Annotated in this window: 17 protein-coding genes; 12 read left to right on the forward strand and 5 right to left on the reverse strand. The window is 63.6% G+C overall.

The genetic code is table 11. The features are described from left to right. Positions 1–5 precede the first annotated feature (5 nt). From HWX87_RS00755 to ppk2, 3 genes are all read left to right on the forward strand, one after another. Positions 6–1,301, forward strand: coding sequence for an HlyD family efflux transporter periplasmic adaptor subunit (locus HWX87_RS00755; RefSeq protein WP_176045191.1), 1,296 nt, complete (start codon positions 6–8; stop codon positions 1,299–1,301). Positions 1,302–1,305: 4 nt separating this feature from the next. Beyond that, positions 1,306–2,700, forward strand: a complete 1,395-nt coding sequence (locus HWX87_RS00760) for an OmpW family protein (RefSeq protein ID WP_176045192.1) — start codon at positions 1,306–1,308, stop codon at positions 2,698–2,700. A gap of 87 nt (positions 2,701–2,787) precedes the next feature. Beyond that, positions 2,788–3,738, forward strand: coding sequence for a polyphosphate kinase 2 (gene ppk2 / locus HWX87_RS00765; protein ID WP_176045193.1), 951 nt, complete (start codon positions 2,788–2,790; stop codon positions 3,736–3,738). 278 nt (positions 3,739–4,016) lie between these two features. Here the strand turns inward: ppk2 and HWX87_RS00770 are convergent, their stop codons facing one another. From HWX87_RS00770 to HWX87_RS00780, 3 genes are all read right to left on the reverse strand, one after another. Continuing rightward, positions 4,017–4,604: a YigZ family protein gene (locus tag HWX87_RS00770; RefSeq protein ID WP_176045194.1), complete on the reverse strand. Its 588-nt coding sequence runs from the start codon at positions 4,602–4,604 to the stop codon at positions 4,017–4,019. Between the two features lie 198 nt (positions 4,605–4,802). Then, positions 4,803–5,453, reverse strand: coding sequence for a DUF2625 family protein (locus HWX87_RS00775; protein WP_176045195.1), 651 nt, complete (start codon positions 5,451–5,453; stop codon positions 4,803–4,805). A gap of 75 nt (positions 5,454–5,528) precedes the next feature. Continuing rightward, positions 5,529–6,386, reverse strand: coding sequence for a LysR family transcriptional regulator (locus HWX87_RS00780; protein WP_176045196.1), 858 nt, complete (start codon positions 6,384–6,386; stop codon positions 5,529–5,531). Between the two features lie 129 nt (positions 6,387–6,515). Between HWX87_RS00780 and HWX87_RS00785 the strand changes: the two genes are divergently transcribed. Next, positions 6,516–7,094 (forward strand): DUF4865 family protein, encoded by a 579-nt coding sequence (locus tag HWX87_RS00785; protein WP_176045197.1) that lies wholly within the window; start codon positions 6,516–6,518, stop codon positions 7,092–7,094. Further along, positions 7,094–7,216 carry a hypothetical protein gene (locus HWX87_RS38205; RefSeq protein WP_279612946.1) on the forward strand — a complete coding sequence of 41 codons (123 nt, stop codon included), beginning with the start codon at positions 7,094–7,096 and terminating at the stop codon, positions 7,214–7,216. Before HWX87_RS00785 ends, HWX87_RS38205 begins: the two co-directional genes overlap by 1 nt. Before the next feature lie 66 nt (positions 7,217–7,282). Here the strand turns inward: HWX87_RS38205 and HWX87_RS00790 are convergent, their stop codons facing one another. Then, positions 7,283–9,484, reverse strand: a complete 2,202-nt coding sequence (locus HWX87_RS00790) for a glycoside hydrolase family 3 C-terminal domain-containing protein (RefSeq protein ID WP_176045198.1) — start codon at positions 9,482–9,484, stop codon at positions 7,283–7,285. 586 nt (positions 9,485–10,070) lie between these two features. On the opposite strand from HWX87_RS00790, the gene HWX87_RS00795 reads away from it, so the two are divergent. From HWX87_RS00795 to HWX87_RS00810, 4 genes are all read left to right on the forward strand, one after another. Beyond that, positions 10,071–12,500, forward strand: coding sequence for a right-handed parallel beta-helix repeat-containing protein (locus tag HWX87_RS00795; RefSeq protein WP_176045199.1), 2,430 nt, complete (start codon positions 10,071–10,073; stop codon positions 12,498–12,500). Positions 12,501–13,659: 1,159 nt separating this feature from the next. Next, a complete protein-coding gene (locus HWX87_RS00800; RefSeq protein ID WP_176045200.1) occupies positions 13,660–15,435 on the forward strand; it encodes an alpha/beta hydrolase in 1,776 nt (591 codons plus the stop codon). Positions 15,436–15,797: 362 nt separating this feature from the next. After that, a complete protein-coding gene (locus HWX87_RS00805; RefSeq protein WP_176045706.1) occupies positions 15,798–16,988 on the forward strand; it encodes a glycosyltransferase in 1,191 nt (396 codons plus the stop codon). A gap of 38 nt (positions 16,989–17,026) precedes the next feature. After that, positions 17,027–18,280, forward strand: a complete 1,254-nt coding sequence (locus tag HWX87_RS00810; protein ID WP_176045201.1) for an oligosaccharide flippase family protein — start codon at positions 17,027–17,029, stop codon at positions 18,278–18,280. A gap of 130 nt (positions 18,281–18,410) precedes the next feature. Here the strand turns inward: HWX87_RS00810 and HWX87_RS00815 are convergent, their stop codons facing one another. Next, positions 18,411–19,592 (reverse strand): polysaccharide biosynthesis/export family protein, encoded by a 1,182-nt coding sequence (locus tag HWX87_RS00815; protein WP_176045202.1) that lies wholly within the window; start codon positions 19,590–19,592, stop codon positions 18,411–18,413. 467 nt (positions 19,593–20,059) lie between these two features. Here HWX87_RS00815 and HWX87_RS00820 point away from each other — a divergent pair, with 467 nt between their 5' ends. The 3 genes from HWX87_RS00820 (at position 20,060) to HWX87_RS00830 (ending at position 25,185) form a co-directional block, all read left to right on the forward strand. Beyond that, a complete protein-coding gene (locus HWX87_RS00820; protein WP_176045203.1) occupies positions 20,060–22,375 on the forward strand; it encodes a GNVR domain-containing protein in 2,316 nt (771 codons plus the stop codon). A 218-nt stretch (positions 22,376–22,593) separates the two neighbouring features. Continuing rightward, positions 22,594–24,018, forward strand: a complete 1,425-nt coding sequence (locus HWX87_RS00825; RefSeq protein WP_176045708.1) for a DUF6418 domain-containing protein — start codon at positions 22,594–22,596, stop codon at positions 24,016–24,018. A 21-nt stretch (positions 24,019–24,039) separates the two neighbouring features. Continuing rightward, positions 24,040–25,185, forward strand: coding sequence for an acyltransferase (locus tag HWX87_RS00830; RefSeq protein ID WP_176045204.1), 1,146 nt, complete (start codon positions 24,040–24,042; stop codon positions 25,183–25,185). The last annotated feature ends 55 nt before the right edge of the window (positions 25,186–25,240 follow it).

The following is a 25,240-nucleotide window of genomic DNA, read 5'->3' on the forward strand; positions in this document are numbered from 1 at the left end:
TGCCCATGCCGAACTGGAACGCTGCCCTCCGAGAACAGAAACCGTCGCGCAAGCTCGCGCGCGGCACGACCTTCGGCACCGTGATCCACGGCGTCGTCGACGTGCCGGTGTCGATGCGGTTCTTCTGCTACCTGTCGCTGGCGATGTTCGCGATGTTCGTGACGGCGCTCGTCGAACTGAGCTACGCGAATACAGAGAGCGTGTCGGGGATGCTGACGCCGCGCTCGGGGCTGATCGGCGTCAGCGCGCCGCCGGGCTGGGCCGTGCGCGACGTCTACGTCGGCAAGGACCAGCAGGTGAAGGCCGGCCAGCGGCTGCTGGCGGTGACGCGCGACACGAGCTTCGTGAGCCAGGCGAACAACGTGCAGGGGATGCGCGCGGCGCTCGACCGGCAGCGTGTCGAGGTCACGCAGCAGATCGATGCGGCGCGGCTCGAATACAAGTCGTCGGTGCAGCAGATCAACCAGCAGATCGCCGCGCAGGGCGAGAGCCGCGGGCTGATCGACCGGCAGATCCAGGACCAGAAGCGCATTGTCGACGAGTACGGCGAACGGCGCGCACGCGTGAAGCAACTGCTCGACGAACAGGTCGTGACGCTCGAACAGTACAACCAGGTCAACACGCAGTACCTGCAGGCCGGGCAGGCATACCAGGACCTGCTGCTGCGCCGCGCCGAGCTCGCGAAGAACGCGATGAAGCTGCGCGGCGATCTCGACACGATGCAGAGCAAGTACGACGGCGCGAACGCGGAACTGAAGATCAAGCAGGAGGAGCTGAACGCGAAGGAATACAACATCGACGAGAACGTGAACCAGGTGCTGTACGCGCCGGCCGACGGGCAGATCGTGCGGCTCGACGTCGTGCAGGGCGGCGTGATCGACCCGCCGGGCACGCGCGTCGTCGAGATCCTGCCCGCGAAGGCCGACGGGCTGATCGCCGAGGTCTACATTCCGTCGTCGAAGGCCGGCTTCGTGAAGAAGGGGCAGGAAGTGAAGGTTGCGTACGCAAGCTATCCGGTCGAGAAGTTCGGCACCTATCGCGGCAAGGTGCTGTCGATCTCGCCCGTTGCGTTCTCGGCGAAGGAGCTGAACCTGCCGGGCGATGCGGCCGCGCCGCAGACCTACTTCAAGACCTGGGTCGAACTGGCTGATCGTACGCCGTCGTTCGAAGGGCGGCCGCTGTCGCTACGGGCCGGGATGATGCTGAAGGCCGACGTCGTGCTGGAGCGGCGCAGCCTGCTCGAATGGCTGTTCGAGCCGCTGTACCGGATCCGCCAGCGCCTGTTCGGCGTGCCGGCCTGAGCCGATGACGAATCGCGAGACAACCCGCCGCCGCGCGCGGCCGGGCGCCGCGCGTCCGCTGTCGCGCTGGCTCGGCGCGACGCTGTTCGCGTGCGCGGCCGCCGCGCACGGCGCGCCGCAGCCGGACGGCGATGCGGAGCCGCGCTGGCAGGCCGGCGCCGACGGGATCGGCTTCTGGCCGGGCGGCGATGCGGACGGGTTCGATGCGCGCGCGTGGGCGACCGATACAGGGCCGGTGCGTGGCGGGCGCGAGGGTGTGTCGGTCGACATGCCGCCACCCGACGCCGTTCCGCTGACCGCACGCAAGATCACGCTCGGGCAGCGAACCGGCGGAGCGGGGCGCGTGTGCGCGGCGGCGCGCGACGATGGCACGGACGGTATCGGCTTCGACGGCAACGGTGCGGCCGGCGGCTGCGATCCGGCCGCGACGCACGATGCAACGGCGGATGACGCACCGGCCGGCGGCGTCGTCCACGCGGACCGGATGCCGTACGAGCTGCATCCGGTCGATCCGTCGAGCCTGCCCGATCTGCCGGCCGCACAGGCGCCGCCGTTGCTCGAGCAGCTGATGGGCGACGACCGCAACATGGTCGGCCTCGGCTGGCACTTCATCGCGACCACCGGCCGGTCGACGCCCGTGACGACGCACACCGACGCGCTCGGGCTGAACAGCTTCCAGAACCAGGGTTCGAGCCTGTCGCTGAGCAATACGAACACGCTGGCGTTCACCTTCACGCACTTTTTCTCGGAGAACTGGGCGGCCGAACTCGGGGCCGGCATTCCGCCGGTGCTGACGTTGCGCGGTCGCGGCAGCATCGCGTTGCCGCTCGATCGTATTTTTGCCGGCGTCCCGGGGCGCTTTCCGCTGATCGATCTCGCGAACACGCAAAGCAACCCGCTCGCGACCACGCGCGCGTGGCTCGGGTCCGTCGTGTTCAAGTACTACCTCGGCGAGCGCGACGATCGCTTTCGCCCGTTTGCGGGCATCGGCCTCAGCTATACGCGCTTCACGAACACGAACCTGAACCCCGTGTTCCAGCGCAAGCTGGCGTCGCTCGGCGGGCTGCTCGCGGCGGGCGCTGACATCGGCAGCCTGCAGTCGCTGCTGCTCGATCCGGCGTTGTTCCAGCGGATCTGGGATGCCGGCGGCGACCTGCTGCTGTCGGGCCGGACCAACGTGTCGGCGAAGGTGAAGAGCGTGTGGGAACCGGTGTTTACCGTCGGCGCGAGCTACCAGATCACGCGCCAGCTCTGGATCACCGGAATGGTCACCTACATCCCGTTGCGGACGAAGATCACGCTCGACATCAGCCAGCCGAACCGGACGCTTGCATCGAACACGTTCGACATTTCGGCGAACCCGGTGCTGGCCAGTGTGCTGCTGAACTTCCGCTTCTGACGGGTGTGGCGCCAATTTTCATGAATTTGACGCGCGACACTGGGATAATGGCGGCGTTTGGCTGCGTCAATGATGGAAGGAGGCCCCATGGGCGACAACGATACCCGCACCGAGACCGACAACCTCGCCGATACGAACTCGATGGAAGCGCGCCAGCGTCGTTTCGAGGAGGATCTGGTCGACGCGTACGACGAAGAACTCGAGATGGAACTCGACGACCGGCGCTTCGACGACGGCGAAGAGTTGCTGTTTTCGCAAGAGCGTCGCGAGGCGCGCAAGGAATATTTCCGCGAGCTGTTCCGGCTGCAGGGCGAGCTCGTGAAGCTGCAGGACTGGGTCGTGAGCACGGGGCACCGGCTCGTCGTCATTTTCGAAGGGCGCGACGCGGCCGGCAAGGGCGGCGCGATCAAGCGCATCACGCAGCGCCTGAACCCGCGTGTGTGTCGCGTCGCCGCGCTGCCCGCACCGAGCAACCGCGAGCGCACGCAATGGTACTTCCAGCGCTACGTCGCGCATCTGCCGGCCGGCGGCGAGATCGTGCTGTTCGACCGCAGCTGGTACAACCGCGCGGGCGTCGAGCGCGTGATGAATTTCTGTACGGACGAAGAGTACGAGGAGTTCTTCCGGTCGGTGCCCGAGTTCGAGAAGATGCTCGTGCGCAGCGGGATCCAGATCGTCAAGTACTGGTTCTCGATCACCGATCACGAGCAGGAAGTGCGCTTCCAGGCCCGGATCGAGGATCCGCTGAAGCAGTGGAAGCTGAGCCCGATGGACCTCGAAAGCCGCCGCCGCTGGGAGGCCTACACGGCCGCGAAGGAAGAGATGCTGCAGCGCACGCATATTCCCGAAGCGCCGTGGTGGGTCGTGCAGGCCGTCGACAAGAAGCGCGCGCGGCTGAACTGCATCCACCACCTGCTGACCCAGGTGCCGTATCACGAGGTGCCGCACGCGTCGATCGACCTGCCGCCGCGCGAGCATCACGAGGATTACATCCGCCGGCCGACGCCGGACAACATGATCGTGCCGGATACTTACTGACCTGGTTCATCCAGGCCGGTTTTGACGGGAAGAAGCGCACCGCGTCATGCGGTGCGCTTTTTTTCGTCTTCGCCGGGACGGGTTTTACAGTCTTTCATGATGTCGAATTGACAGCGTCGAAAGCGTGCCGTAATGTGCGCATCGATGAGCGTCGTCAACGTCGAATCGAGCCGTTCAGACGCGCCAAGCATACGACCGCGCCGAGAGCCCATGCGGCAGCCAGAACCTGAGAGCCTGAATAAAAATGAATCCAACCGAGCGTGGCCGAGTGTCGACGCTCAAAGCACCGGGAAACCCGCGCGTCCCTGCGTCAGGTCGAACAGTTCGGCTCGCGCGGCGGCCTCGGCGGTTTCCGGCAGCTTGATCACGAGCTTCACCGTCATCCCGTACGCGCTGTCCACCAGTTCATAGCCGGCCTGTTCGATCCAGCGGCGCACGCGCGCCTCCTCGGGGTAGCCGATCTCGATCGCGAGCCGCGTGTGGCGAACGCGCTCGATGCGCTCGGCATCGAGCAGCGCCGACGCGATTGCGTCCGTGTATGCGCGTACCAGTCCGCCCGCGCCGAGCTTCACGCCGCCGTAGTAACGCACGACTGCGCCGAGCACACCGTCGAGATCGTGATGGCGCAGCACTTCGAGAATGGGCCGGCCCGCAGTGCCCGACGGCTCGCCGTCGTCCGACATGCCCGACTGGCCGCCCGCCAGCAGCGCCCAGCACACATGAGTGGCCGTTGGATGCTCGTCGCGCAGGCGCTGCAGCGCCTGCATCGCGGCGTCGCGGTCCTCGACGGGGATCGCGAGCCCGATGAAGCGGCTCTTGCGGATCTCGAGTTCGCGGGTGTAGGTGGTGGCGAGCGAGTAACTCATGCGCCGCGAGATGAAAAGTGCAAGGAAATCAACGCGATGATGGTTTTGATGTTGACCCGGGCAGGCATGGGTGGCCTGCATGGGCGGGTGACATGAACGGGGAATTTTACCGTGGCGTGGATCGAAGCACGTCGCTGCGGTCAAAACGCGACCCGGCGGCGGCGACATCGCCGCGGATCGCGGCGTCCGGATACCCGGTCAGGGTTGCCCTGATGCCACGGGCCCGGCGCCGATCTGGAGCGCGTACAGCTCGGAAACGTCGACCGTCCGACGGCTGCTGTGTTCGACCGATCCTTCTTTCGTCCACAGGAACGGATAGAAGCTGAAGCATTGGTCCGTCGCCAGGCCCTGAACCTCGGCTTGCCAGCCGGGCCAGCGCATGCTCGCGTAGAAGTCGTGCAGATTGTCGCCGAGGGACCATCGCACGAAGTCGCCGTACCTGATCTCAAGGGGCTCCCATCTCAGCGTGTCCGGCGCAAAGTAGTACATCGAACCCGTGTCTTCCCCGAGTGCGCCCCCGTTCAGCGCGAAGAATCCGCCGACGGCATCGTCCGCGACCAGCAGAAAGCCGGAAGACCGTCCGTCATTCCAGTCGACGATGTCCCGGCGCATCTTGTAATGGCCCGAGCCGAGCAGGCGGAGGTAGCCGCCGTCCACGAGCACGCCGCCCGTCGAATAGGCGATGACCCCCAAGGTCGAGCGCGTGGTGACCTGAAGGGCGGAGAGAATCGCGCCATTGCGATCCGAGGGCGGCAGTATTTCGCAACGATGGCCCGCTGCTGCCGCCCACTCGATCAGTGACGGCAGGGCGGACTCGCGTTCGTCGACCAGTTCTTCCAGCGGACGCATGTTGGTTCTCTCCGGGAGGGGCGGTTCGGAATCGGCCAGACGTGAGCGATACGACCCACACCCGCGCGTGCGACCTCAACGCATGCCGACCGACGACCTGAGCGCCGCGCCCAGCGTGCGCAATGCCTGCCGCGCACGCGCATCGGTCAGGTTCGAATGAAGCACCACGTCGCGCGTCGGCAACGGCGGCAGCCCGTATCGCGTGCCCACGTCGACCGTGCCGGCAGGCGCCACGCGATGCCCGAGCGCCGCGACGGCCAGCCCCGCCGACACCGCCGCGCCGATCGTTGCGACACCGCCGCCGACAAAGACTTCCGTCCAGGCGACACCGGCTTCGTCGAGCGCGCCGACCGCCATGCGGCGCACGCTGCACGGCTCGGCCTGGGTGGCCAGCCGCAGCGGTTGCGGCGGATGGTACTCGAAATCCGGTGCCGCCATCCAGCCGAACGACTCCGACAGGATGGTTTCGCCGTCGAGCCGCCGGCTGTCGTGCTGCAGCGCGACGGCCGCGTCGAGCTGGCCGCGATCGAACGCATCGAGCACGTCGCGTGACGCCGCGACACGGATCTCGAGCACGAGCGCCGGTTCCGCTTCGCTCATGCGCCGCAGCAGCATCGGCAGATCGGCGCCGACGACATGATGGCTGACACCGATCACCAGCCGCCGCTGCCCGGTGCCGAATGCGCCGACCGCGCCGTGGTGCGCGGCCACCAGTTCGCGCGCGGGCTCCAGGAACGCCATGCCGTCGGCCGACAGGCGCACCTGCCGCGGCGTGCGCTCCAGCAGGCGGCGGCCGAGACCGTCCTCGAGCCGCTTGATCTTCAGGCTCACCGCCGACTGCGTCGTGTCCATGGCCTCGGCGGCCCGTGTGAAGCTCTTGAGGTCGGCAGTCAGCACGAACGCCTGCACGGCTTCGATGTCGAGTGTTTTCATCGCGCACTCATCCATTTGAAAAGCGAATCATTGAAATATTCTGCCATCGCCTTTTCAAATAACTCAAGCTCTTCTACGCTGTTTCCAGGCCGTCGCGAATTCCCCCATTTCTTTCGTCAGGAGTCGATCATGCTGACCGCGTACTACGTGCACCGCCTGCCGGCGGACTACGACCTCGACATCATCCGCAATCGTGTCCGCGAGCGGGGCAGGCTGTGGGACGACACGCCGGAACTGCTGTTCAAGGGATTCCTGCTCCGCGAGGCCGGCCGCTTCGGTGCGACGGAAAACGGCTATGCGTCGTTCTATCTGTGGCGCAACGAACAGGCGTTCGCCGGATTCGTGACCGACGGTCGCTATCGGGTCGTGACGGACAGCTTCGGGCGCGCGCCGATCGACACGCAGGTTGCGCTCGACGCGCGCAAGGGCAGTGCGTCGACGGGGCGCTTTGCCCGTCTGGAAACCATCGATATTCCGGCGGATGCCGACCTCGGCACGACGCTTGCACGGGAGGTCGCACGCAATCGCGAAGTGGCGGCACGGCAGGGTGTGGTTGCGGCGGCCGTGAGTCTCGACCCGCTACGCTGGCGGCTGACGCGCGCGCTCGTCACCGAACACGAGCCGGACGAAGGCGGGGCCGGCACGGTGTACCAGGTTCTGCATCTGGCGCGGCCGCTGCTCGACACGCTGGAAGCGGGCGGTGCGTGATGGCCGGCATCGCGTCGCGCTTGCCGGCCGGCCTGGTGATAGCCGCGCATCTGGCCGGCATGGTGGCGGCAATCGTCGCGATGGCCGCGCTCGCGACGGTGCTCGCGCTGTTGCTCAGGTAACGCCTTTCGGATGATCGGCAAACACCGGGGAGCCGGGCGAGCGGCTCCCCGTTGGTTCAGCGGCGATCAGTTGCCTTGAAGCCGGATATCGCGCGACGACGCACCGACATACACCGTCCCGCCCGATACGACCCGCCAGCCGTTACGCGACGTATCCCACACGCTTTGCATGCGCGGCGATACGGTCACGCGCACATGCCGCGCCTCGCCCGGATTCAGACGGATCTTCTCCCAGCCGACCAGCCGCTTCGGCGGTTCGTCCTTGTACGGCACGCCGAGATAGACCTGCGGCGTTTCCGCGCCGGCGACACGCCCGTCGTTGCGCACGGTGAAGGCGACGCTCAGCGAGCCGTCCCATTGCTTCGACACCGACAGCCCCGAATACGCGAAGTGCGTATAGGACAGCCCGTAGCCGAACTCGAACATCGGCTTGATGTTGCGCGCGTCATACCAGCGATAGCCCATGTTCAGCTTTTCGGCGTAGACGGGATCGTTGTCGAACGTGCCGTTTTGCCCCCAGGTCGGCGAATCCTGGTCGCGCGCCGGGAACGTGACGGGCAGCTTGCCGGACGGATTGACCGCGCCGAACAGCACGTTCGCGATCGCCTTGCCGCCGGCTTCGCCCGGATACCACGCCTCGACGATGGCGGACACGTTGTTTTTCCACGGCATCAGCACCGGATTGCCGCTCTGGACGACGACGATCGTGTGCGGATTCGCACGCGCGACGGCTTCGACGAGCGCATCCTGGTTCGACGGGTTCGCGAGGCTCAGGCTCTGCAGGTCGCCGAAATCCTCGCCGGCCGGCTGCGCGACCACGACGATCGCGACGTCCGAGCGGCCTGCGAGCGCCGCGGCCTGGTCGATTTCCTGTTGCGTGTACGCGCGGAACGGCGACTGCTGGTCGCTGTTGCCCGCGTACGTGACCTGCGCGGCCGGCGCGAGCGCGCGGATCGCCGCGACGATCGGCACGTCGACCTTCAGCCACGGATTGCGCCACCAGCTGCAGCCCGTCGACGACCCGAACGTCAGGCCGCCGCAGCCCGCGAACGAACCCGAGACCGGATCGCGCGTGTTGCCGGAGCCGCCGCCGGACAGCACGGCCGCGTCCGCATGGCCGCCGATCACGGCGATGCGCGACAGCGCCGCTGCGGCCAGCGGCAACTCGTTGCCGTCGTTCTTCAGCAGCACGATCGATTGCTCGGAGGCCGACTGCGCGAACCGGTTCGCGGCCGCGAAATCGATCGTGCCGCCGCCCTTGGCCGGATCGTCCATCACACCGACGCGTATCATCACGGCGAGCTTGCGGCGCACCATGTCGTCGAGGCGCGCGGTCGACACCGAGCCGTTCGCGATCGCCTGCTTGACGGCTGCCGGCGTCAGGTACACGGTCGTCCCGACGTCTTCTTCCTCGTCGAGCCCCGCGTTGATCGCGGCCGCGGTGCTGTGCGTGGCGCCCCAGTCGGACTGCACCTGGCCCTGGAAGCCCCATTCATTCTTCAGCACGTCGTTCAGCAGGTGATTGTTTTCGCACGCATACGCGCCGTTCAAGCGGTTGTAGCTGCACATCACGCTGCCGGGGCGACCGCGCTTCGCGGCGATCTCGAACGGCAGCAGGTAAAGCTCGCGCAGCGTGCGTTCGTCGATCTGCGTGTTGCCGCCCATCCGGCCGTGCTCCTGTTCGTTGCCGGCGTAGTGCTTGATCGTCGCGATGACTTTCTGCCGCTGCGTGGCGAGCGTGCGTTCGGCGAGCAGGTCGCCGGCGAGCAGCGGATCTTCGCCGAGATACTCGAACAGGCGGCCGCCGCGCGGCTCGCGCGCGAGATTGGTGCCGCCGCCGAGACCCATGCCGAACCCTTGCGCGCGCAACTGGATCGCGACCTGCTTGCCGTAGTCGTAGGACAGCCGTCGATCCCAGCTCGCGGCGACGGCGATCGTTGCCGGGAACGTCGTGCTGGCCTGCGACGTGCTGCCGGAACCGGTCGACGAATCGGCCATGTTGAGATCGGGAATGCCGAGCCGCGGCACGCCCTGGATGTAACCGGCACCGCCGCCCGGCACCTTGGACATTTCGTATTGCGAATGAATGAACTGAAGCTTCTCGTCGAGCGTCATCTTGCGCACGAGCAGGTCGGCGCGTCGTTGCGCGGCGGCCGACGCGAATGCATCGGTCGCCGCGCCCTGCGAATTGAAATCGGCGTCGCCTGCGTAGGCGGTGGTGCAGAGGGTCGCTGCCAGCACGACGGCCGGCCAGAGTTTGTCCCGCATGTTGTTCTCCATGATCGAATTGCCGTTTTTTCGGATGATGTCTGGAGCTGCGCACGTCCGGTGGATTCACACAGGACGCATTCGGCTGGCGATGCGGGGTGGTTGCGCGTCGGCATGCCAGGCCAGGCGGGGAATCGTTACGGCCGGTTGGGCCCGATCGAACATCGAGGACGGCGACGCGGACCGTCGGACACTGTCGAATCGGATGTAGCGATTCTCTGCAGCGACCAATCGTACGAATGTAGTTTGACTACAGCATCGGTGTTTCTACCGATATGTACGATCTTTTTTCGACGCCGTGGATCGGCAGGGTGAAAAGGTGGTCAACGTTCCCGATGGCGGGGGAGCGGTTGGGTAAGAAGTACCTGGGTGCAAGCGCTTTTGCGGGGCAATACGACGATGCATGCGTTCGGGTTCGTTGTGTGCGCATCGAACCGGTTGGGTCATTTCACGCACTGTTTGCCGGGAATGCCGCTTCTATTCTGGAATGGGCGCGTACGAACGATCGCGCTCATCCATTCCCATCGGATTCCCCATTTTTACTTCTTTGCGTTGCGATTGAATCGCGACAATGCGGAGCGCTTGAATGACAGCAGAATTCCCGGCTACATACGTTGTGGGTAACGCGACGGGCCTGACGGCCCGCCCGCTACTGCAGGAACTGGTCGATCTCCCGATGAGCGTGAGGCGGTTCGGGGTAAAGGGGGACGGCGTGACCGACGATACGGCGGCACTCCAGGTGGCGCTCAACGCAGGGATCCCGCTGTATTTTCCACCGGGCACTTATCTATATGGCGCGACGCTGACTGCAACGGCGTCGATCATCGGCGCCGGGTGGGATTCGATCCTGCAGTGCACGACATCGCAGGGCCAGAATTCGGTGATTTACTGGAATACCGTCAGTAATTTCAAAATCCGGGATCTGCAGTTCTTTTCGAAGAATGCGACCGCCTATTATCCGGACGAGAACGCAGGTTCGATCAACCTGCTGGATTGCAGCCAGTTCGAGATTTCGGGATGCAAGTTCAACAACTCGGCCGGCGGCGGCGCGTTGATGCGCAGTTGCGTCAACGGCAAGGTGTTCGGCAATACCCTGCTCGATGTCTGGCATGACGGCATTCATGTTACGAAGGCAAGCTCGGACATCACCATCACGAACAACGAAGTGATCAACGGCGGCGATGACGCGTTTGCGGTGGTGGGTTATTTCAACGAGGGCGTCCGGCCACGCCGTGTCACGATCGCGAACAACCGCGTCGTCGGAACCAAATATGCGCGTGGCATAGCGATAGTCGGGGCGCAAGACATCACGGTGACCGACAATCAGATCTACAACCCGATGGCGGCCGGCATTTATGTCGCGTCGGAGTTGACGAGCGTGTACCAGTCGTACGGCAACGACAATGTGACGGTCGCCAACAACGTTCTGGATACGTGCGGGGTTCAATCCAGCATCGGTGCAATCGTCAATTCGCCAAATGGCCCGATCGGCTATGGGGCATTGGTCGTGACCGCGACGGCCGGATTCAACAACTCGCACATCACGATCGTCAACAACACGATCAAGAACGCCGCGGGAACGCCGATCGGACTGTGGCAACCGGCCGGAAGCAACATCCACGTCAACATTTCGCAGAACACGATCAGCAATGCATGGGATCCCAACAACAAGAACGGATTCCCGTTGACGACGATCGCTGCGGCGTCGGCATCGATGACGCTGAGCTTCGCCAATACGCCGGGCGTCGCGGTCGGCATGACCGCATGGTATTTCAACGGCTCGACGAGCATCCAGATCGGCACGGTCGTATCTGCGGACACGTCGACGGTCACGTTGGACCGGACGGCGACCGTTCCTGGTGGCGGGACCGTGATCTTTTCGGGCGTCGGCCTGTTCGGCGCGACGATCCCGACGACGGCTTCGGCCGCGAGCGGCGCCACCGCGCTCACGTTTGCCACGACGACGGGCGTGACCTGCAACGATCTCTACGGTTTCGGATCGCCGGGCGACGAGACGACCGGCGTGTCGATCGGGCAGACCGTCAGTGGTCCAAACATCGCGGCCGGAACCTTCGTGACCGGTGTGGCGGCGAAGTCGGTGACGCTCAGCAAGGGCGTGACGGGCACCGTCTCGAATGGTGCCGCCATCGTTTTCACACCGATGGTCTGCATGACGTCGCAGACCATCGTGACCTCGGCTGCGTCGGCGGCAGGGACCAACACGCTGACGTTTACGCCTTATCCGTCGGCGCGCGGCTGTGCAGTCGGTCAGGGGGTGTCCGGAACGAACATCCCGACCGGCACGTACGTAACCGCGGTGTCGGGCAATGGTAACGGTCCGACGGTCACGCTGTCGAACAACATCGCCGGCACCGGAATTGCAAACGGCGCGTCCATCACATTCACGGGGACGGGGGGATTGAGTGCGGTGTCCGGAATCGCGCTGTACAACACCCGCAATTGCATCGTTTCGAAAAACCAGCTGTCAGGCATATCGAAAGACGGGATCTACGTGGATGGCTCCTGCGCGAATGTCACGGAGCTCAGCGACAACGTGGGAGAAAACATCGGCTGCTGCAACGGACTCGCCCGTTTCATCACGATCGGTACGCTTGCCGCCGGCGCATCACTCAAGGTTCGCGGCAATTACATGGCCCAGCCCGTCAATTATCCGCGGGCGATCGACGCGCTGATTTCCTCGAGTTCGTGGAGTGCCACGGCGTGGGGCGAGGACAACATCGCTCAAAACGGGTTTGTCGGTCTTGGGGTGCAACTGAACCCGGTCGCGCAGACGGTCGGTTCTTCGCCATGGACCTTCACGAACCGCAACCTCAGCGGTGTCAGCCTGTCCGTTGCCGGCGGTACCGTCTCGTCGATCGCCGTGTCGCGAAACGGGCAGACGGCCTATGGCGCCGGCTTGACGAATGGCCTTGTCGATCTGAAGCCTGGTGATGCGATGACGGTCACCTATAGCGTGGCCCCAACGGTCACGATGATTCCGAGATTGGGGCAATAGCGGTTGTGCGGCGTACGGCGCGGCGGGCCTCGCTTTGCATGACGAGTTGAGTGAGGTCGCTCACATACGTACCGTGCCGGACGGTGTTCAATCGTGTCATGACGTACACGTTGTCCCGCCGGAGCACGACCGGCTCGGCGGCGCAACGGCGACCGTGCCGGCCGGCACGGCCCGGTCGGTCGTTCCGCTCGACGGGTGTCAGCCAGTCTGAAGTGCCAGGGCGGGCGCGGCCGGAGAGGCGATCAGCACGCACGACGCGCGCTGGCCACCCACCGAACAGTCATGCGCGGTAGTGACGATATCGCGTGCCGATGACGCTGCGATGGGCAATCGATCGGGCAGGCTCGCGACCGAGGCGCTGGAGCGTGTCCATGCGCCACGCGAGGTGAAGGTGATCGTGCCCGGCGACGTGCCCCGTCCGGCGACGCGTACCTTGACCGTCGGGCGGTGAATCCTGGCGAAGCGCGTGGACACATGGGCGGCATCGGACGCACGGCGGATCGGCGCGCCGCGCCGCGGGCCCGGCAGCCGGACGCAGGCGCGCCCGTCGGCGGACGGGCGTCGGCATCGTTTGTCCCTGCGGAACGGTCGGTGGGGCGACCGTGCGCGCATCGGCGATGCGAACCTTGCGTGGACGTGGCGCCGAAAGTCCGGGAACGCATGTTGTGAAAATGTAATGTGGCGCACGGAATGTGTCGGGATTCAGTGGCCTAATCGTCAGCATTCGAGCGGGCCGCCGTGTCCGGCCCGTCAAGCCGATCCGGGGGTACAGAACGGAAATGTAACGTTATCCGAACTAAAAAATCACCAAGACCAATCTCAATCCAGAGGCGCTTGCAGGTCAGGCGATCCTCGACAGGCACTCGCCGGACCCGTCGGGCACGCGGGTGTTTTCACATACAGGCATTTCCGTGGGAACCCAAATCGATACGCAAGGACGGAGCCGGTTACGGGGAGCCGGCTCGCATCGTCGCCATGTCAGTCGTTCCCGATTCGGTTTGTTCGGCCAGGCGTACATGCAGTCTCGTTCCGGCCGCGAGTCGACGCTCACCCGGACGCAAGTGCAGTCGTTTCCGGTACCCGGATGCCTGCTTCCGGGCATCCGGCAGACATCCAGCGGAGCGGCGGACCATCAGGCGTACAGCGCAAGGACCGGATCATGACACCCATTCAGTTCAACGGATGTGTCGGCTGGTTTCACGGGGGCCATCGCCCGCATGGCATCGTGATTTGCGAGCCGCTCGGTCACGAGGCGCTCTGGCTTCACAAACTCGTGCGCGCGCTCGCCGAGCATCTCGCCGAGCGCGGCTTTCCGGTGCTGCGATTCCACTATCCAGCGAGTGGTGACTCGCTGGGCGACGAACACGATGCCGACCGCTTCGACCACATGCTCGCGAGCGTTCGACATGCTGTCGATGCGTTGCGGGAACGTGTCGCATCGGACACGCTGACGCTCGTCGGCGTACGCGCGGGTGCCGCATTGGCGCTTCTCGCCGCGGACGGCATCCCCGGATTCAAGCGCTTCGTCGCGCTGGCGCCGGTGGTGCGCGGCCGCGGCTACCTGCGCGAGCTTTCTCTCGTCGCGCAACGCTGGCTCGACAACGTGCCGCCGGCCGTCCGGGAGGCGGTTCGGGACGAGCGGCCTCTCCATGTGCTCGGGCACGCGTATCCCGATGATCTCGTCGCGGCGCTCCGGAGCATCAACCTGGGCGAGTCCATCGGACAGCTCCAGGCTTTGCCGGCGCGTGCGTTGCTCGTCGATACGCCGTACGGCGACGGTCCCGCGCTGTCGGACGCGCTCCAGGCGCGCGGTGTTTCGGTCGATCTGCAGGCCTGCCCGGATTGGGGCAGCCTCATGCGGGAACCGGTCTGGTCGCGGCTACCCGACGGATTGCTCGACACGATCGCGAACTGGATCGACGACGGTTCCGATGCGGCCGTTCGCGTTTCCGTGCGGGGCACCGAGTCTGCCGTGTCGCTGGCGGGAGAGGGCAGTATCGAACGTATGGTCTCCGTGGGACCAGGGCGCTTGGTCGGCGTACTGTGCGAACCGGCCGGCAGCATCCGGCGCGCTGCCGCACCGACCCTGCTGATCACCAATACGGCGGCCAATCCGCATGTCGCCGACGGCCGGTTTGCCGTTCGACTCGCTCGGTCGCTCGCGGCATCGGGCATCAGCAGCCTGCGTATCGATTCGAGCGGCATCGGCGACAGCGGCTTGCGTGCGAGAGACGATCAGTCGGACATTCCGTATTCGGACCAGGTGATCGACGATATCGCATCCGCAGCCGAGTGGCTGAAGGAGCAGGGGCATCGCGAGATCGTCGCGTTCGGGATTTGCTCCGGGGCGTACGCATCGCTTCATGCCGCCGCGCGCGAGCATTTCGCCGGCGTGATCGCGGTCAACCTTCCGGTTTTCATCTGGCCGCGCGGAGAAACGCTTGCGAACGCCGTCAGCAACCAGACCAATTCGATGCGCGGCTATTGGGCGTCGCTGCGCAGCCGCCACAAGCTGCGCAGGCTGATGCACGAAGGGCGCGATCCGCGGCCGGTCCTGCGTGCCCTGTTCCGTTTCGTCACGGGCGTCATGACGGTGCCCGTCAAGCGTGTCGGCGAGCATTTAGGCTGGCGTCCGGGTAACGAGACACCTCGGGGATTGCTGCGTGACATGTCGGCTCGTGGCATCCGGACCCATCTCGTCTACGGTACGTTCGACGCGGGCGTCGACGCGCTCGTCCGGCATTTCGGTCCCGCATCCGGCGCGTTCGCGCATTTGCCGAACGTATCCGTCGACCTGCAGGATGCGCTCGACCATTCGCTGCACGGCAACGCCGCTGCGCAGTACGTCGCCGCCCGTTGCGCCGCGTTGCTTGCCGGCTGGTACGCGCCGGCCGAATTCCCGGTATCCGCGCAACCGGAGCATGCGCCTTCATGACGTTCGTACCGATGTCCCGCTCCGGGGAACGGGACATCGGCGGTTTGGCCAAAGTCTCCCGCTAACGTAACCGGACGAACAGATCCGCCGCTTCTATCGCCTTATCCTGACCGTGTCGAATTTTCATGGGGTTGCCTTTTCGCAAGCGCCATCGCGACCCGTTCAGGAATGACAATGAAGCAAGAGTGCCGGGAATATCGGAAGTGGAATCTGCGTCACCTCGAACGGGCAACGCACGATCTGGTGCATGCGACACGGGACGACACCGGTTCGCGAAACGCGCGCGCAACAATCGGGCCCGGTCGCGCCGGCGATGAGGCGGTATCGCGCTCGCGACATTGCGTTCACCGAGGCCGACCGTGATGCGTGTGCTGGTGATCAACGACTTCGCTCGCAAGGGCGGTGCCGAGGAAGTGTACCGGGTGTCCGTCGACGTACTGCGTGCCCAGGACGGCGTTGTAGTCGAAACCTTCGACGAGCGTGCACTCAACGATGTCGAGGGCGGCGGGCGTGCACGCGCATGGTCGCCTGCCGCCGCACGTGCGCTCGTTGCGCTGCTCGATCGGTTTCGGCCGCAACGAATCCTCGTACACAACTATCACAACCGGCTGTCGAGCGCGATCCTGCCCGTGCTCGCGCGCTACAAGCGACACTCGGGATGCGGTTTGTTCATGACCGCGCACGATTACCATCTGTTGTTCTACAACCCGAGCCTGCTTGTTTATCCTCGCGGACGCGCGCAACCGGTGTCGATCGACCAGCTGTATCGCAGCCGGCGCGTCGCGCTGAGGGCGAGCCCGCGCGGCATGCTTCACGACGTCGCGAAGAAGTTGCATTGGCATGCGGTCAATACGCTTTTCGATCCGCTTGGCCTGTTCGACGAAATTCTCTGTCCGAGCCCATTCATGCGGGACCTCATGGCACGGAGCGGTCGGGCCACCGCCACACTTTTGCCGAACCCGATCGACTCGACGCTGGTTCCCAGTCCGCCAAAACCCGTCCGGGGCGATCGCCTCGATCTGGCGTTCGTCGGACGTGTGGATGCGGACAAGGGGCTCGGCCGGTTTCTCGCGCTCATGAGCGAACCGGCCGGCGATGCGATTGCGTCGCTTACCGTCTACGGCGACGGGGCGGAGCGGGCCGACCTGGCGAAACATTACGCGACGCTGGTCGAGTCGGGGAGGCTGCGCTTTGCCGGGCGCCTCGATCATGCCGCGTTGTTCGCCGCGCTTCCAACGCACGATGCGCTCGTGTTGCCGTCGATCTGGGTGGAAAACGCTCCCCTCGTGATCGTCGAGGCGGCAATGCTCGGCCTGCCGGCGCTCGTGCACGACATCGGAAGCCTGTCTACCTTTGGTGACGAGATCGGCAACAAGATCCTCTACCGGAGCACGTCCGAAGGCTTCGCGCACGCACTCACCGAACTGCGCGCGCATCTCGATAGCGAAAATCGTCACTACGACTGGTCGCGTTACTCGGTCGAATGCTACGCGTCGTCGCTGTGTGCCGTACTTGGCATTGGCACGGATGTACCGCGAACGTGGGCACATTGACAGTCGGCACACTGTTTACCCTCAGCCCATAAAGCACGATGACCGCTGTCCGAAAAAATTTTGCCTTGTTGTTCGCGTTGCAAATCTCGACGTACGTCGTTCCGCTCGTCACGTTGCCTCTGCTGACGCGCGTGCTCGGCCCCCTGCAATACGGGCGGTTGTCGTTCGTGCTGGCGGTGACGACGTATTTCATCAATCTGGCCAATTACAGCTTCGACCTGACGGCGACACCGCGTGTCGCGCTGGCGGACGGCAGGGTGGAGCGATCGCGGATTTTCTGGGCAACGGTGAGCGCCCAATGGGCGATCACGGCTGCCGGATTCGTCGTACTTGTCGCGCTGACTCTGCTCATTCCGCATTTCGCGGCGGAACGCACGGCCCTGCTGATCGGGTTCGGGATGGCGGTCGGTGCCGCGCTGACGCCAGGCTGGTATTTTCAGGGAATCCAGAAGTTGAGCGTCTACAGCGTCACGGTGGTCGTATACCGTGCATGCAGTGTCGTTGCCTTCTTCATGTGGGTGCGCACGCCGGACGATCTCCTGCACGCGGTGGCCATCAATGCAGCGGTGCCGTTGCTTTGCGGCGTGACGTTGCTGGCCTACCTGTTCTTCCGTCGCGAGATAGAAGGCGTTCGCGTGCGGTTCGCGGACATCGCCGCCGCCCTGAAAGGCGGCTCGCAGGTCTTTCTCGCATCGACGTCGATCTCGTTCTACGCATCGACCAATACCATCCTGCTCAGTATCGTCTCGGGGAGCGTCGCCGCCGGCTATTTCGCCGCGGGTGACAAGTTGATCCGGGCCGCGGTCGGTCTGCTGCAACCGCTGAGAGCCGCGACCTATCCGCACGTCACGTATCTGATGCATCACGCGCGCGACGACGCGTTTGCGTTCCTGCGAAAGCTGATCGTGCTGCAGGGCGCGTTGGTGCTTGGCATGTCGGCAACGATCTACGTATGCGCGCCGTTCGTCGTCCAGATCCTATACGGCAGCTCGTTTGCGCCGACGGTCGGCGTGCTGCGTTGCCTGGCGCTGGTGCCGTTCATGGCCTGCATGACGGATCTGTTCGGCGTTCAAACCATGTTGCCGATGGGCATGAAGCGCGCGTTCAGCATCATCCTGATCTCGTCCGGCGTGTTGAACGTGACACTGCTGCCGCCGCTTGCCATGCTGTTCGCGGAGCGCGGAGCGGCTATCGCGGTGCTGATCGCCGAGACGGCCGTCGCCGTCGCGCTCGCGTATGTGCTCTGTCGTGAACGGGTCGGTCTGATCAGTCTGTCGGCGCGTTCGGGGTAACGCGAGTCGCGCGCCGGCGGCTCGGCGGCGGTGGCAGCGTGACGCGTCGGATTCGTCATCCCTCCACACCGCCGCCATCGTGCGACGCGAGTCGACACGCGTCGCCGTTGTCGCCGGTCCCGCCGGCCGATTACTTGGTGATGAGCGCGCCGGTCAACCCCGCGCTGATCGCCGGCAGCAGCAGGTTCAGCACGCGGCTCGCGCGGACCAGCCCGGTATTGTCGACGTACACGATGTCCTTCGACGCGAGCGGGAATTGATTCGCGAGCAGCATCGAGACAGGAGACTCCATGTCAAGGTGATAGATGACCGGCTCGCTGTCGGCGGCCTTGCGCAGCACGAAAACCTGTTTGGCGTTCGACGTCTGCTGGTTGAGCTGGCCGGCCTCCGAAAGCGCCGCACTCAACGTGAGCGAGCCATCGCGCAGGGGCGGCACGGCCGCCGGCTTGTTCACTTCGCCCATGACATAGACGGGATTGTCGTCGCGAGCACTCACGTGCAACAGGTCGCCTGGCTGCAGCATGATGGTGGCGGGGCTCTTGCCGGTCTTCATCAACTGCGCGACGTTCACCGGATAGATCTCGCCGTTGCGCGTGATCGTCACGCGGCTCTGGTCCGCGCTCGGCGCAAAGCCGCCTGCACGGTTGACCGCTTCGACCAGTGTCATCGGAATGTCGTTGATCGTCTGCGAACCGGGGGTGCGCACTTCGCCGTCGACATACACTTGCTCGGCGCGGAACGATGCCACGCGCACGGTCACTTGCGGTTTGATGAACACTTTCCTGAGTTCGGCGTCGAGCTCCCGCTGGACCTGCACCGCCGTTTTTCCGGCTGCGCGGATCGGTCGCGTCACGTACGGAAACTGCACGTTACCGTCGCTGTCGACGACGAAACCGGGTGCTGCGTCGGACGATTTCGTGTTCTGCGTCGGCTGGCCGGCGGCGGCGGCGAATTCGGGGTGATCCCAAACCGTGATTTGCAGCACGTCACCCGGGCCGAGCTTGTACGCCCCCGGCTTACCGAGCAGATTGCCCGGAATCGGCCGCGCGGTATCGTGCTTCTGCTCCGCGTGCATCTGGTTGATCAGCGTCAGGTCGATCTGCTTGACCGGGACTTTCATGTCACGGGTCACCTCGCCGTTGTCGGCGGTCGTGACCGGCAATGCGGCCGGCCCTGCCATGTGCTGGCCGGGCGCAAGCGCGCACGCCGACAGGAGCGTGGAAATCGCCAGGGAGAGCGTAGCGCGCATTCGACGCACAGCATGGTCGTTCTTTTTCGGTGCGAGCGTATCGAATAGCGGGTGCTTGTTCATGTCGTCATTCAGCATAGTGAACCGGCCAGATATGACCCGGATTTAAAAACAATTTGAATCAATTTAATACTTGCCATACCTTCAGAGTTTCTGAGGTTTTTCATCTCGACACCCGGATATCGATGATCGTGGGTCACGTCGTTTGACAAGAATTGTCAAAGCAGCGGGCGACGAGTCACTTAACATAGCACGAGACCGGTTGGCAACCGAGTGATTCACGCCGTCAGTGTCTATTAATGTAAGCCATCGCACTTAGCGCGCCGGGCATTTATCGCATAGTGGCCAGCACATACAGAATCATTGGTGTACCTGTGGCGAGGGTTCAATGGCATTTTTTGCCGACCTGAGGCCTGATGTGGGGCAGGCGCCCGGGATGGCGCGACCTGCAACACGTCACGCGGCATGCGTGACCAAGCGCACGCGCTGCCACGGGACGCCAGTCAAGGTGGCAATTTGGGAGTTCATGCATGGCTTTGGATAGACATTCGTCTAATGAGTATCGAGACGGAGCGGGAAATATTTCTCGCGACGCGTCCAGGTTCACGCTGACCGAATTGCTGGAGAATGTATTTGAATATCGAAAGGTGTTCATTTCCATTTTTATGGGGTGTCTGCTGTTGGCATTGGTGTATGCCATTTCAGCGACGCCGATTTATTCCGTTGATACGCTGATACAAGTCCAGGAAAACAAGCACAGTGCGCTGGGCTCGCTTTCGGAGATTTCGAATGCGCTGGATATTCAGAATTCTGCCGTGGTCGGCGAAATCGATATCGCCCGCTCGCGCACGGTCGTCACCCAGGCGATCGACGAAACCGTCGCGCAGGCAGAAGTTTCAGTCAGTAACCGGATTCCGCTCGTGAGTGGTTTGCTTGGTTCGATCCTGTCGAAAGACGGGAATGGTCTGGTCATTCCGTTGTTCAATACCCCGTTCTGGGCGTGGGGTGGTGAACGCATCGAATTCAGCAAATTCGATGTCCCGGACGAACAGATCGGCAAAAAGCTGGAGTTCGATTATCTGGACGGCAATCGCTTCGTGTTGAAGGACCGCGACGGTCAAGAGGTGTTGAAGGGGGTAATCGGCGAGCCGAGCGAAGGTAATGGTTATCGCGTGGATGTGTCGCGGATCGTGGCGCGTGCCGGTACGGAGTTCCGCGTCCGGCGGGTTGCCACGCCCGTGCGACTCGACGCCATCCTGACCAAATTGGCCGGGGCTGAAACGAAACGCCAGTCGGGCATCATGCAGCTCAGTCTCGAGGATCCCGATCCGGTATTTGCGGCGCGACTACTCAACGCCATTGCAGCGGCCTATCTGGATGTCAACGCAAGACGGCGTTCGGAGGATGCCGAGCGCAGCCTGTCGTTCCTCGAAGCGCAACTGCCGGCCGTAAAGGCGCGGCTGGAGCAGGCGGAGCAGGCGCTGAACACGTTTCGAAACTCGCAAGGGTCGATCGATTCGCAAGGCGACGTCAGGCTGCTCATCGACCAATTGGCGCTGGTAGACAAGTCGCGGCTCGAGGCCAAGCTCGAGTATCAGGACTTGTCGTCCAAATACGTTGCCGGACAGCCCCAGCTCGCGGCCGTGGCCAACAAGCTGAAGACGCTCGATCAGCAGTCGGCCGAACTGAAAAGCAAAGTCGCGCATTTGCCGTCGCAGCAACAGACCTATTTGCGTCTGGCGCGAGACGTCGAAGTCAACAACCAGCTGTATGTCGGTTTGCTGAACAACACGCAGCAGCTGCAGATCGCGAAAGCAGGCACGGTCGGCAATGCGTCCATCATCGACAAGGCCGATGCGAACGACAAGCCGATTCGGCCGAAGCGCATGCTCGTGATCGTGCTGGGTGCGGTGGTCGGGCTGATACTGGGTGTTGCCGTGGCCCAAGGCCTGGCGTTGTTCTTCAGGCACGTTCGTGATCCGAAGCATCTGGAAGCGATGGCCGGCGTCCCGATGCTTGGCGTACTCCCGTCGTCGGCACAACAGATCGAGGCCGACCTGAGCGGCAGGTCGGCTTTCATGGCCGTGAGAGAGCACCCCGATACGCCGCTCGCCGAAGCGATGGCGAATCTGGCCATGCTGTTGCGTTGCAAGATGACCAAGGAGCGCGGCAACGCAACGACCGTCCTGATGACGTCGTCCGAACCGGGGCAGGGCAAGTCGATGATCTCCGCCAATCTCGCCTGTCTGTTTGCGGAAAGCGGCTTCAAGACCTTGCTTGTGCGTGCCGATACGGGCCAAGGGAGCATTGAGCGATGCTTGCCGGTGAAACACGAGAAGGGCTTGTCGGATGTGCTGAGAGGCTCGCTCGATCTCAGGAAGGCGATCGCTCGCGTGCAAGAAAATCTCGACATGCTGCCTGCCGGAAAACAGGTCAAGCCGGTGCGGAATCTGTACGGCACCGAGAAGCTGGAGGCGCTGCTCGCGTCGCTGCGAGGCGAATATGACGTGATCGTCGTGGATGCGCCGTCGGCCCGTCCGGCAGCACACGTCGCCATGTTGTCGAGGTTCGCCGACATCACGTTGATGGTGGCTCGGCAAGGTTCGGTCAGCTACGCCGATGTGGCGGGCGCGATCGAGAATCTGAACAAGGTCGGCGCGAACGTGGATGGCCTCGTGTTCAATGGCTTCGAGCTTTCACCGTTTCGCCACGGTTATTACGCGAACGCGAGTCGACACACGGAGGAAACCCGGGCGCAGGCAGATCCTCGCGGCGCCGCATCCGATGCGTTGTGGTTCAGGGCATGGACGCGAGTAAGAAAGGAACTGCTCAGAAACGTTGCGTGACGTCGAGCAGCGCGGAGCGCGGCGAATGAGTCATCGGACTGTGGCGGAAAGAAAACCTCGAGTCGATACGGATGCGGCACGCGCAAGGTCGTTCGCCGGGTCGTGGTTGATCCCGGGTTCCCGGACGGCGTTCGCCATGGTCCCGAGCGCCCGCGATCGGCTCACCGCTGCATGGTGCGGGTGCGTGAAGGATGGAACGAATTTCGGGTTGCGGCGCGATGGATAGAACGACGGGAGCATTAGGCGGCAACGGAGGCTTTGTCTCCGCAACAGGCGTGATCGGATTGACGCTGTTCACGCTCGCATTGCTGTTCAACGCGGTGATGCCGGCGCTCGGAATGAAGGAATCGAGCGCCTTGTGCACGTTGCTGTTGGCAACACTGGGGCTCGTCGGCCTGGTCAAATCGCGTCCGGTGTTTGCCATTTCGATGCTTTACGTTCTGGCGATCGGCATGACCGCATTCCTTGCGGGCGTGGGATTGGAGGACGGCGGCTATCTGACGGAAACCGACGTCATCGGTGACGCGACAGGGGCGTTCAGCCGGCTCCTTTCGTTCTATCTGGTTTTCGTCGTCTGTGCGCTCGTTGCCTTCGATCGGTTTCTGGACGAACGCCCGGCGCGCGAGCCGATCAAGGCGCGGATCACGTTGCAGCCGATCAGCATTGCGATCGGGTTCGGGCTCGCGGCCACGATCATCGCGATCGGTGTGATCGCGGGTCTGACGTCGGGGTTCTCGCTGTTTTCCGGCATCAATCGATATGCGCTGCGGAATGATTCGTCGAACGGGACGATGTTCAACCTGTTCCTGAACAATCAGTCCTTCATGGGTTTTCTGCTGGGCACCATTGCCACCAGTCCCGACAAGCGCATCCGCGTGGCGGCAATCCTGACGATGGCCGTCGACCTGGCGCTCAACGTGATGCATGGCGAACAGTTCATGGCCGTGCTGCACATCGGCCTGTGCTCGCTGGCCCCGTTCATTTCGATTCACGCGATGAACGGCAAGCCGGTTGTCCGCTATCTGGGTATCGGTGCCGGATTGGCGCTATTGCTCGGTTCCGTATCCATTGTGTACTCCTACCGTGGGCAGGGGCTCGAGGTTACCGACATGCTTTCGTCGCGCTTCCTGCTGCAAGGCCAGCCATGGTACGTGGTCGACAACGATGCACACCTGTTCACGGCGCCGAGGCTCGGCGGCACGGACGCGTTCTGGCGCTTCGTGAACTCGCTCGGTTCCTGGACCATGCCAACCTTTTTCGACGAATCCGAACCGAGCGGCCTGCGCGACTTGATGAAGTCGTACACCGAGCCGAGCGTGCTCAGGGCCTACATGTTCGACGACGTGACCTTCACGATGGGGAACATGGCCGTGCCCGTGTACTGGTTCGGCTATGCCGGGGGCGCGCTCTTCGTCGCGATGACCGGCCTGGTGTACGGCGCGCTCGGTGCGCTGCAGATCGTGGTTGCGATGCGCGGCGGGGTCGTGATGCTGTGGCTCATGGCGAAGGTCTTTTCCTATGCAACCTTCGCCGTTCAGCAAGGCGAGTACTGGATGATGTTCGGCTCGCGTACGGCTTTTTATGCGCTTCTCGCACTCGTCTGGTGGTATTGGGTCGATGCGAAGCATTCGAACCTCAAATGAACCGGGCCCGGCAATCCTGACATGTCAAAAACCATGAGTTCGGACCGGTTTCACCATATCGACGCCATGCGCGCCGTAGCGGTGATACTCGTCATATGGACGCACTATGCTGAACGGTTCGTCCCCCTTGCCGGTTCACAGCATGTGCTGGACACCCTGCAGCGCTCGGTGAATTTCGGAAGAATCGGGGTGGTCCTTTTCTTCGCGATCAGCGGCATGTTGATTCCAACCAGCCTGCACGGCGAGACCGGCCCGGGCACGAAGCGGTTCCTCGTGCGACGATTCCTTCGACTGTATCCTGCCTATTGGCTGGCGCTTCCTGCCGGGTATTTTGTTCATTGGTATTTGTTCGACAAGACAATGGACCTACGCGGCATTCTGGCCAATGTGACCATGATTCCGGTTGCGTTTGGGGAAAGCCTGATCCTGCCACATGGCTGGACGCTGGAAACGGAGTTGTATTTCTACGGGGTATGCCTGATTTTGTTCTGGTGCGGGGCGCTTCACCGGATGCTCCATTTGTGTCTGGTCACGATCGGGTTATGCGGACTGTTCGTGTTGACGCTGAAACTGCACCTGTTCCCGGCCGATCTTCTCAGCCAGTACAAGACCATGCCCTATCACCTTGGCATCATGTTCTGGGGTGCGTGCTTTCGCCAGGCGTACGACAACCCGTCGCAATTGCTGCATGTCGGATTGGCCAGAAGCGGTGCGCTGTCCCGGCTCTCCCTGACTTACCGGGCGGCGCTCGCCTGGGTGACGCTACCGGTCGTCGGCATCGCGCTTGCGGGAGCCATCGACGACTGGCGCCATCACAACATGTTTCACCTTCCGATTTCGCTCGCCTACATGATCGGCATCGCGACATTCGCGATACTGTCTACCGTGCTGAAGCTTCGTATCCGTTTGCTTTCATGGATCGGCAAGATCAGTTACTCGGTCTACTTGTTGCACAGTCTTCCGCTCTTCGTGGCGTACTGGCTGTGCCAGCGTTTCAACATCGTTGGATGGCCGCTCGGCCTTTACATGATCGTACCGATCGTGCCGCTGATTCCATTGTCGTGGGTTGGCTACCGACTGTGTGAGGCACCGTTCGTGAAGCTCGCGCGTACGCTCACGTCGAATCGGGGCAGGGGTGTGTTCGCGTCGGGTGATGCGACCGGCTGATGCGTTCGCCGGGCGGATGGCCGGCTGCGGTTCGGGCTTGGTCCTGCCGAGTGCG

It is taken from the genome of Burkholderia sp. BCC1644 (genome assembly GCF_902833225.1).
GTDB lineage: Bacteria > Pseudomonadota > Gammaproteobacteria > Burkholderiales > Burkholderiaceae > Burkholderia.

Excerpts from the sequence above, each read along its gene's own strand:
- ppk2 (WP_176045193.1), top strand. The coding sequence starts at position 2,788 with ATGGGCGACAACGATACCCGCACCGAGACCGACAACCTCGCCGATACG.
- HWX87_RS00820 (WP_176045203.1), top strand. The coding sequence starts at position 20,060 with ATGGCTTTGGATAGACATTCGTCTAATGAGTATCGAGACGGAGCGGGA.
- HWX87_RS00775 (WP_176045195.1), bottom strand. The coding sequence starts at position 5,453 with ATGCGTCCGCTGGAAGAACTGGTCGACGAACGCGAGTCCGCCCTGCCG.
- HWX87_RS00785 (WP_176045197.1), top strand. The coding sequence starts at position 6,516 with ATGCTGACCGCGTACTACGTGCACCGCCTGCCGGCGGACTACGACCTC.
- HWX87_RS00810 (WP_176045201.1), top strand. The coding sequence starts at position 17,027 with ATGACCGCTGTCCGAAAAAATTTTGCCTTGTTGTTCGCGTTGCAAATC.
- HWX87_RS00760 (WP_176045192.1), top strand. The coding sequence starts at position 1,306 with ATGACGAATCGCGAGACAACCCGCCGCCGCGCGCGGCCGGGCGCCGCG.
- HWX87_RS00800 (WP_176045200.1), top strand. The coding sequence starts at position 13,660 with ATGACACCCATTCAGTTCAACGGATGTGTCGGCTGGTTTCACGGGGGC.
- HWX87_RS00795 (WP_176045199.1), top strand. The coding sequence starts at position 10,071 with ATGACAGCAGAATTCCCGGCTACATACGTTGTGGGTAACGCGACGGGC.
- HWX87_RS38205 (WP_279612946.1), top strand. The coding sequence starts at position 7,094 with ATGGCCGGCATCGCGTCGCGCTTGCCGGCCGGCCTGGTGATAGCCGCG.
- HWX87_RS00830 (WP_176045204.1), top strand. The coding sequence starts at position 24,040 with ATGTCAAAAACCATGAGTTCGGACCGGTTTCACCATATCGACGCCATG.
- HWX87_RS00790 (WP_176045198.1), bottom strand. The coding sequence starts at position 9,484 with ATGCGGGACAAACTCTGGCCGGCCGTCGTGCTGGCAGCGACCCTCTGC.
- HWX87_RS00780 (WP_176045196.1), bottom strand. The coding sequence starts at position 6,386 with ATGAAAACACTCGACATCGAAGCCGTGCAGGCGTTCGTGCTGACTGCC.
- HWX87_RS00825 (WP_176045708.1), top strand. The coding sequence starts at position 22,594 with ATGGATAGAACGACGGGAGCATTAGGCGGCAACGGAGGCTTTGTCTCC.
- HWX87_RS00805 (WP_176045706.1), top strand. The coding sequence starts at position 15,798 with ATGCGTGTGCTGGTGATCAACGACTTCGCTCGCAAGGGCGGTGCCGAG.
- HWX87_RS00815 (WP_176045202.1), bottom strand. The coding sequence starts at position 19,592 with ATGAACAAGCACCCGCTATTCGATACGCTCGCACCGAAAAAGAACGAC.
- HWX87_RS00755 (WP_176045191.1), top strand. The coding sequence starts at position 6 with ATGCCGAACTGGAACGCTGCCCTCCGAGAACAGAAACCGTCGCGCAAG.
- HWX87_RS00770 (WP_176045194.1), bottom strand. The coding sequence starts at position 4,604 with ATGAGTTACTCGCTCGCCACCACCTACACCCGCGAACTCGAGATCCGC.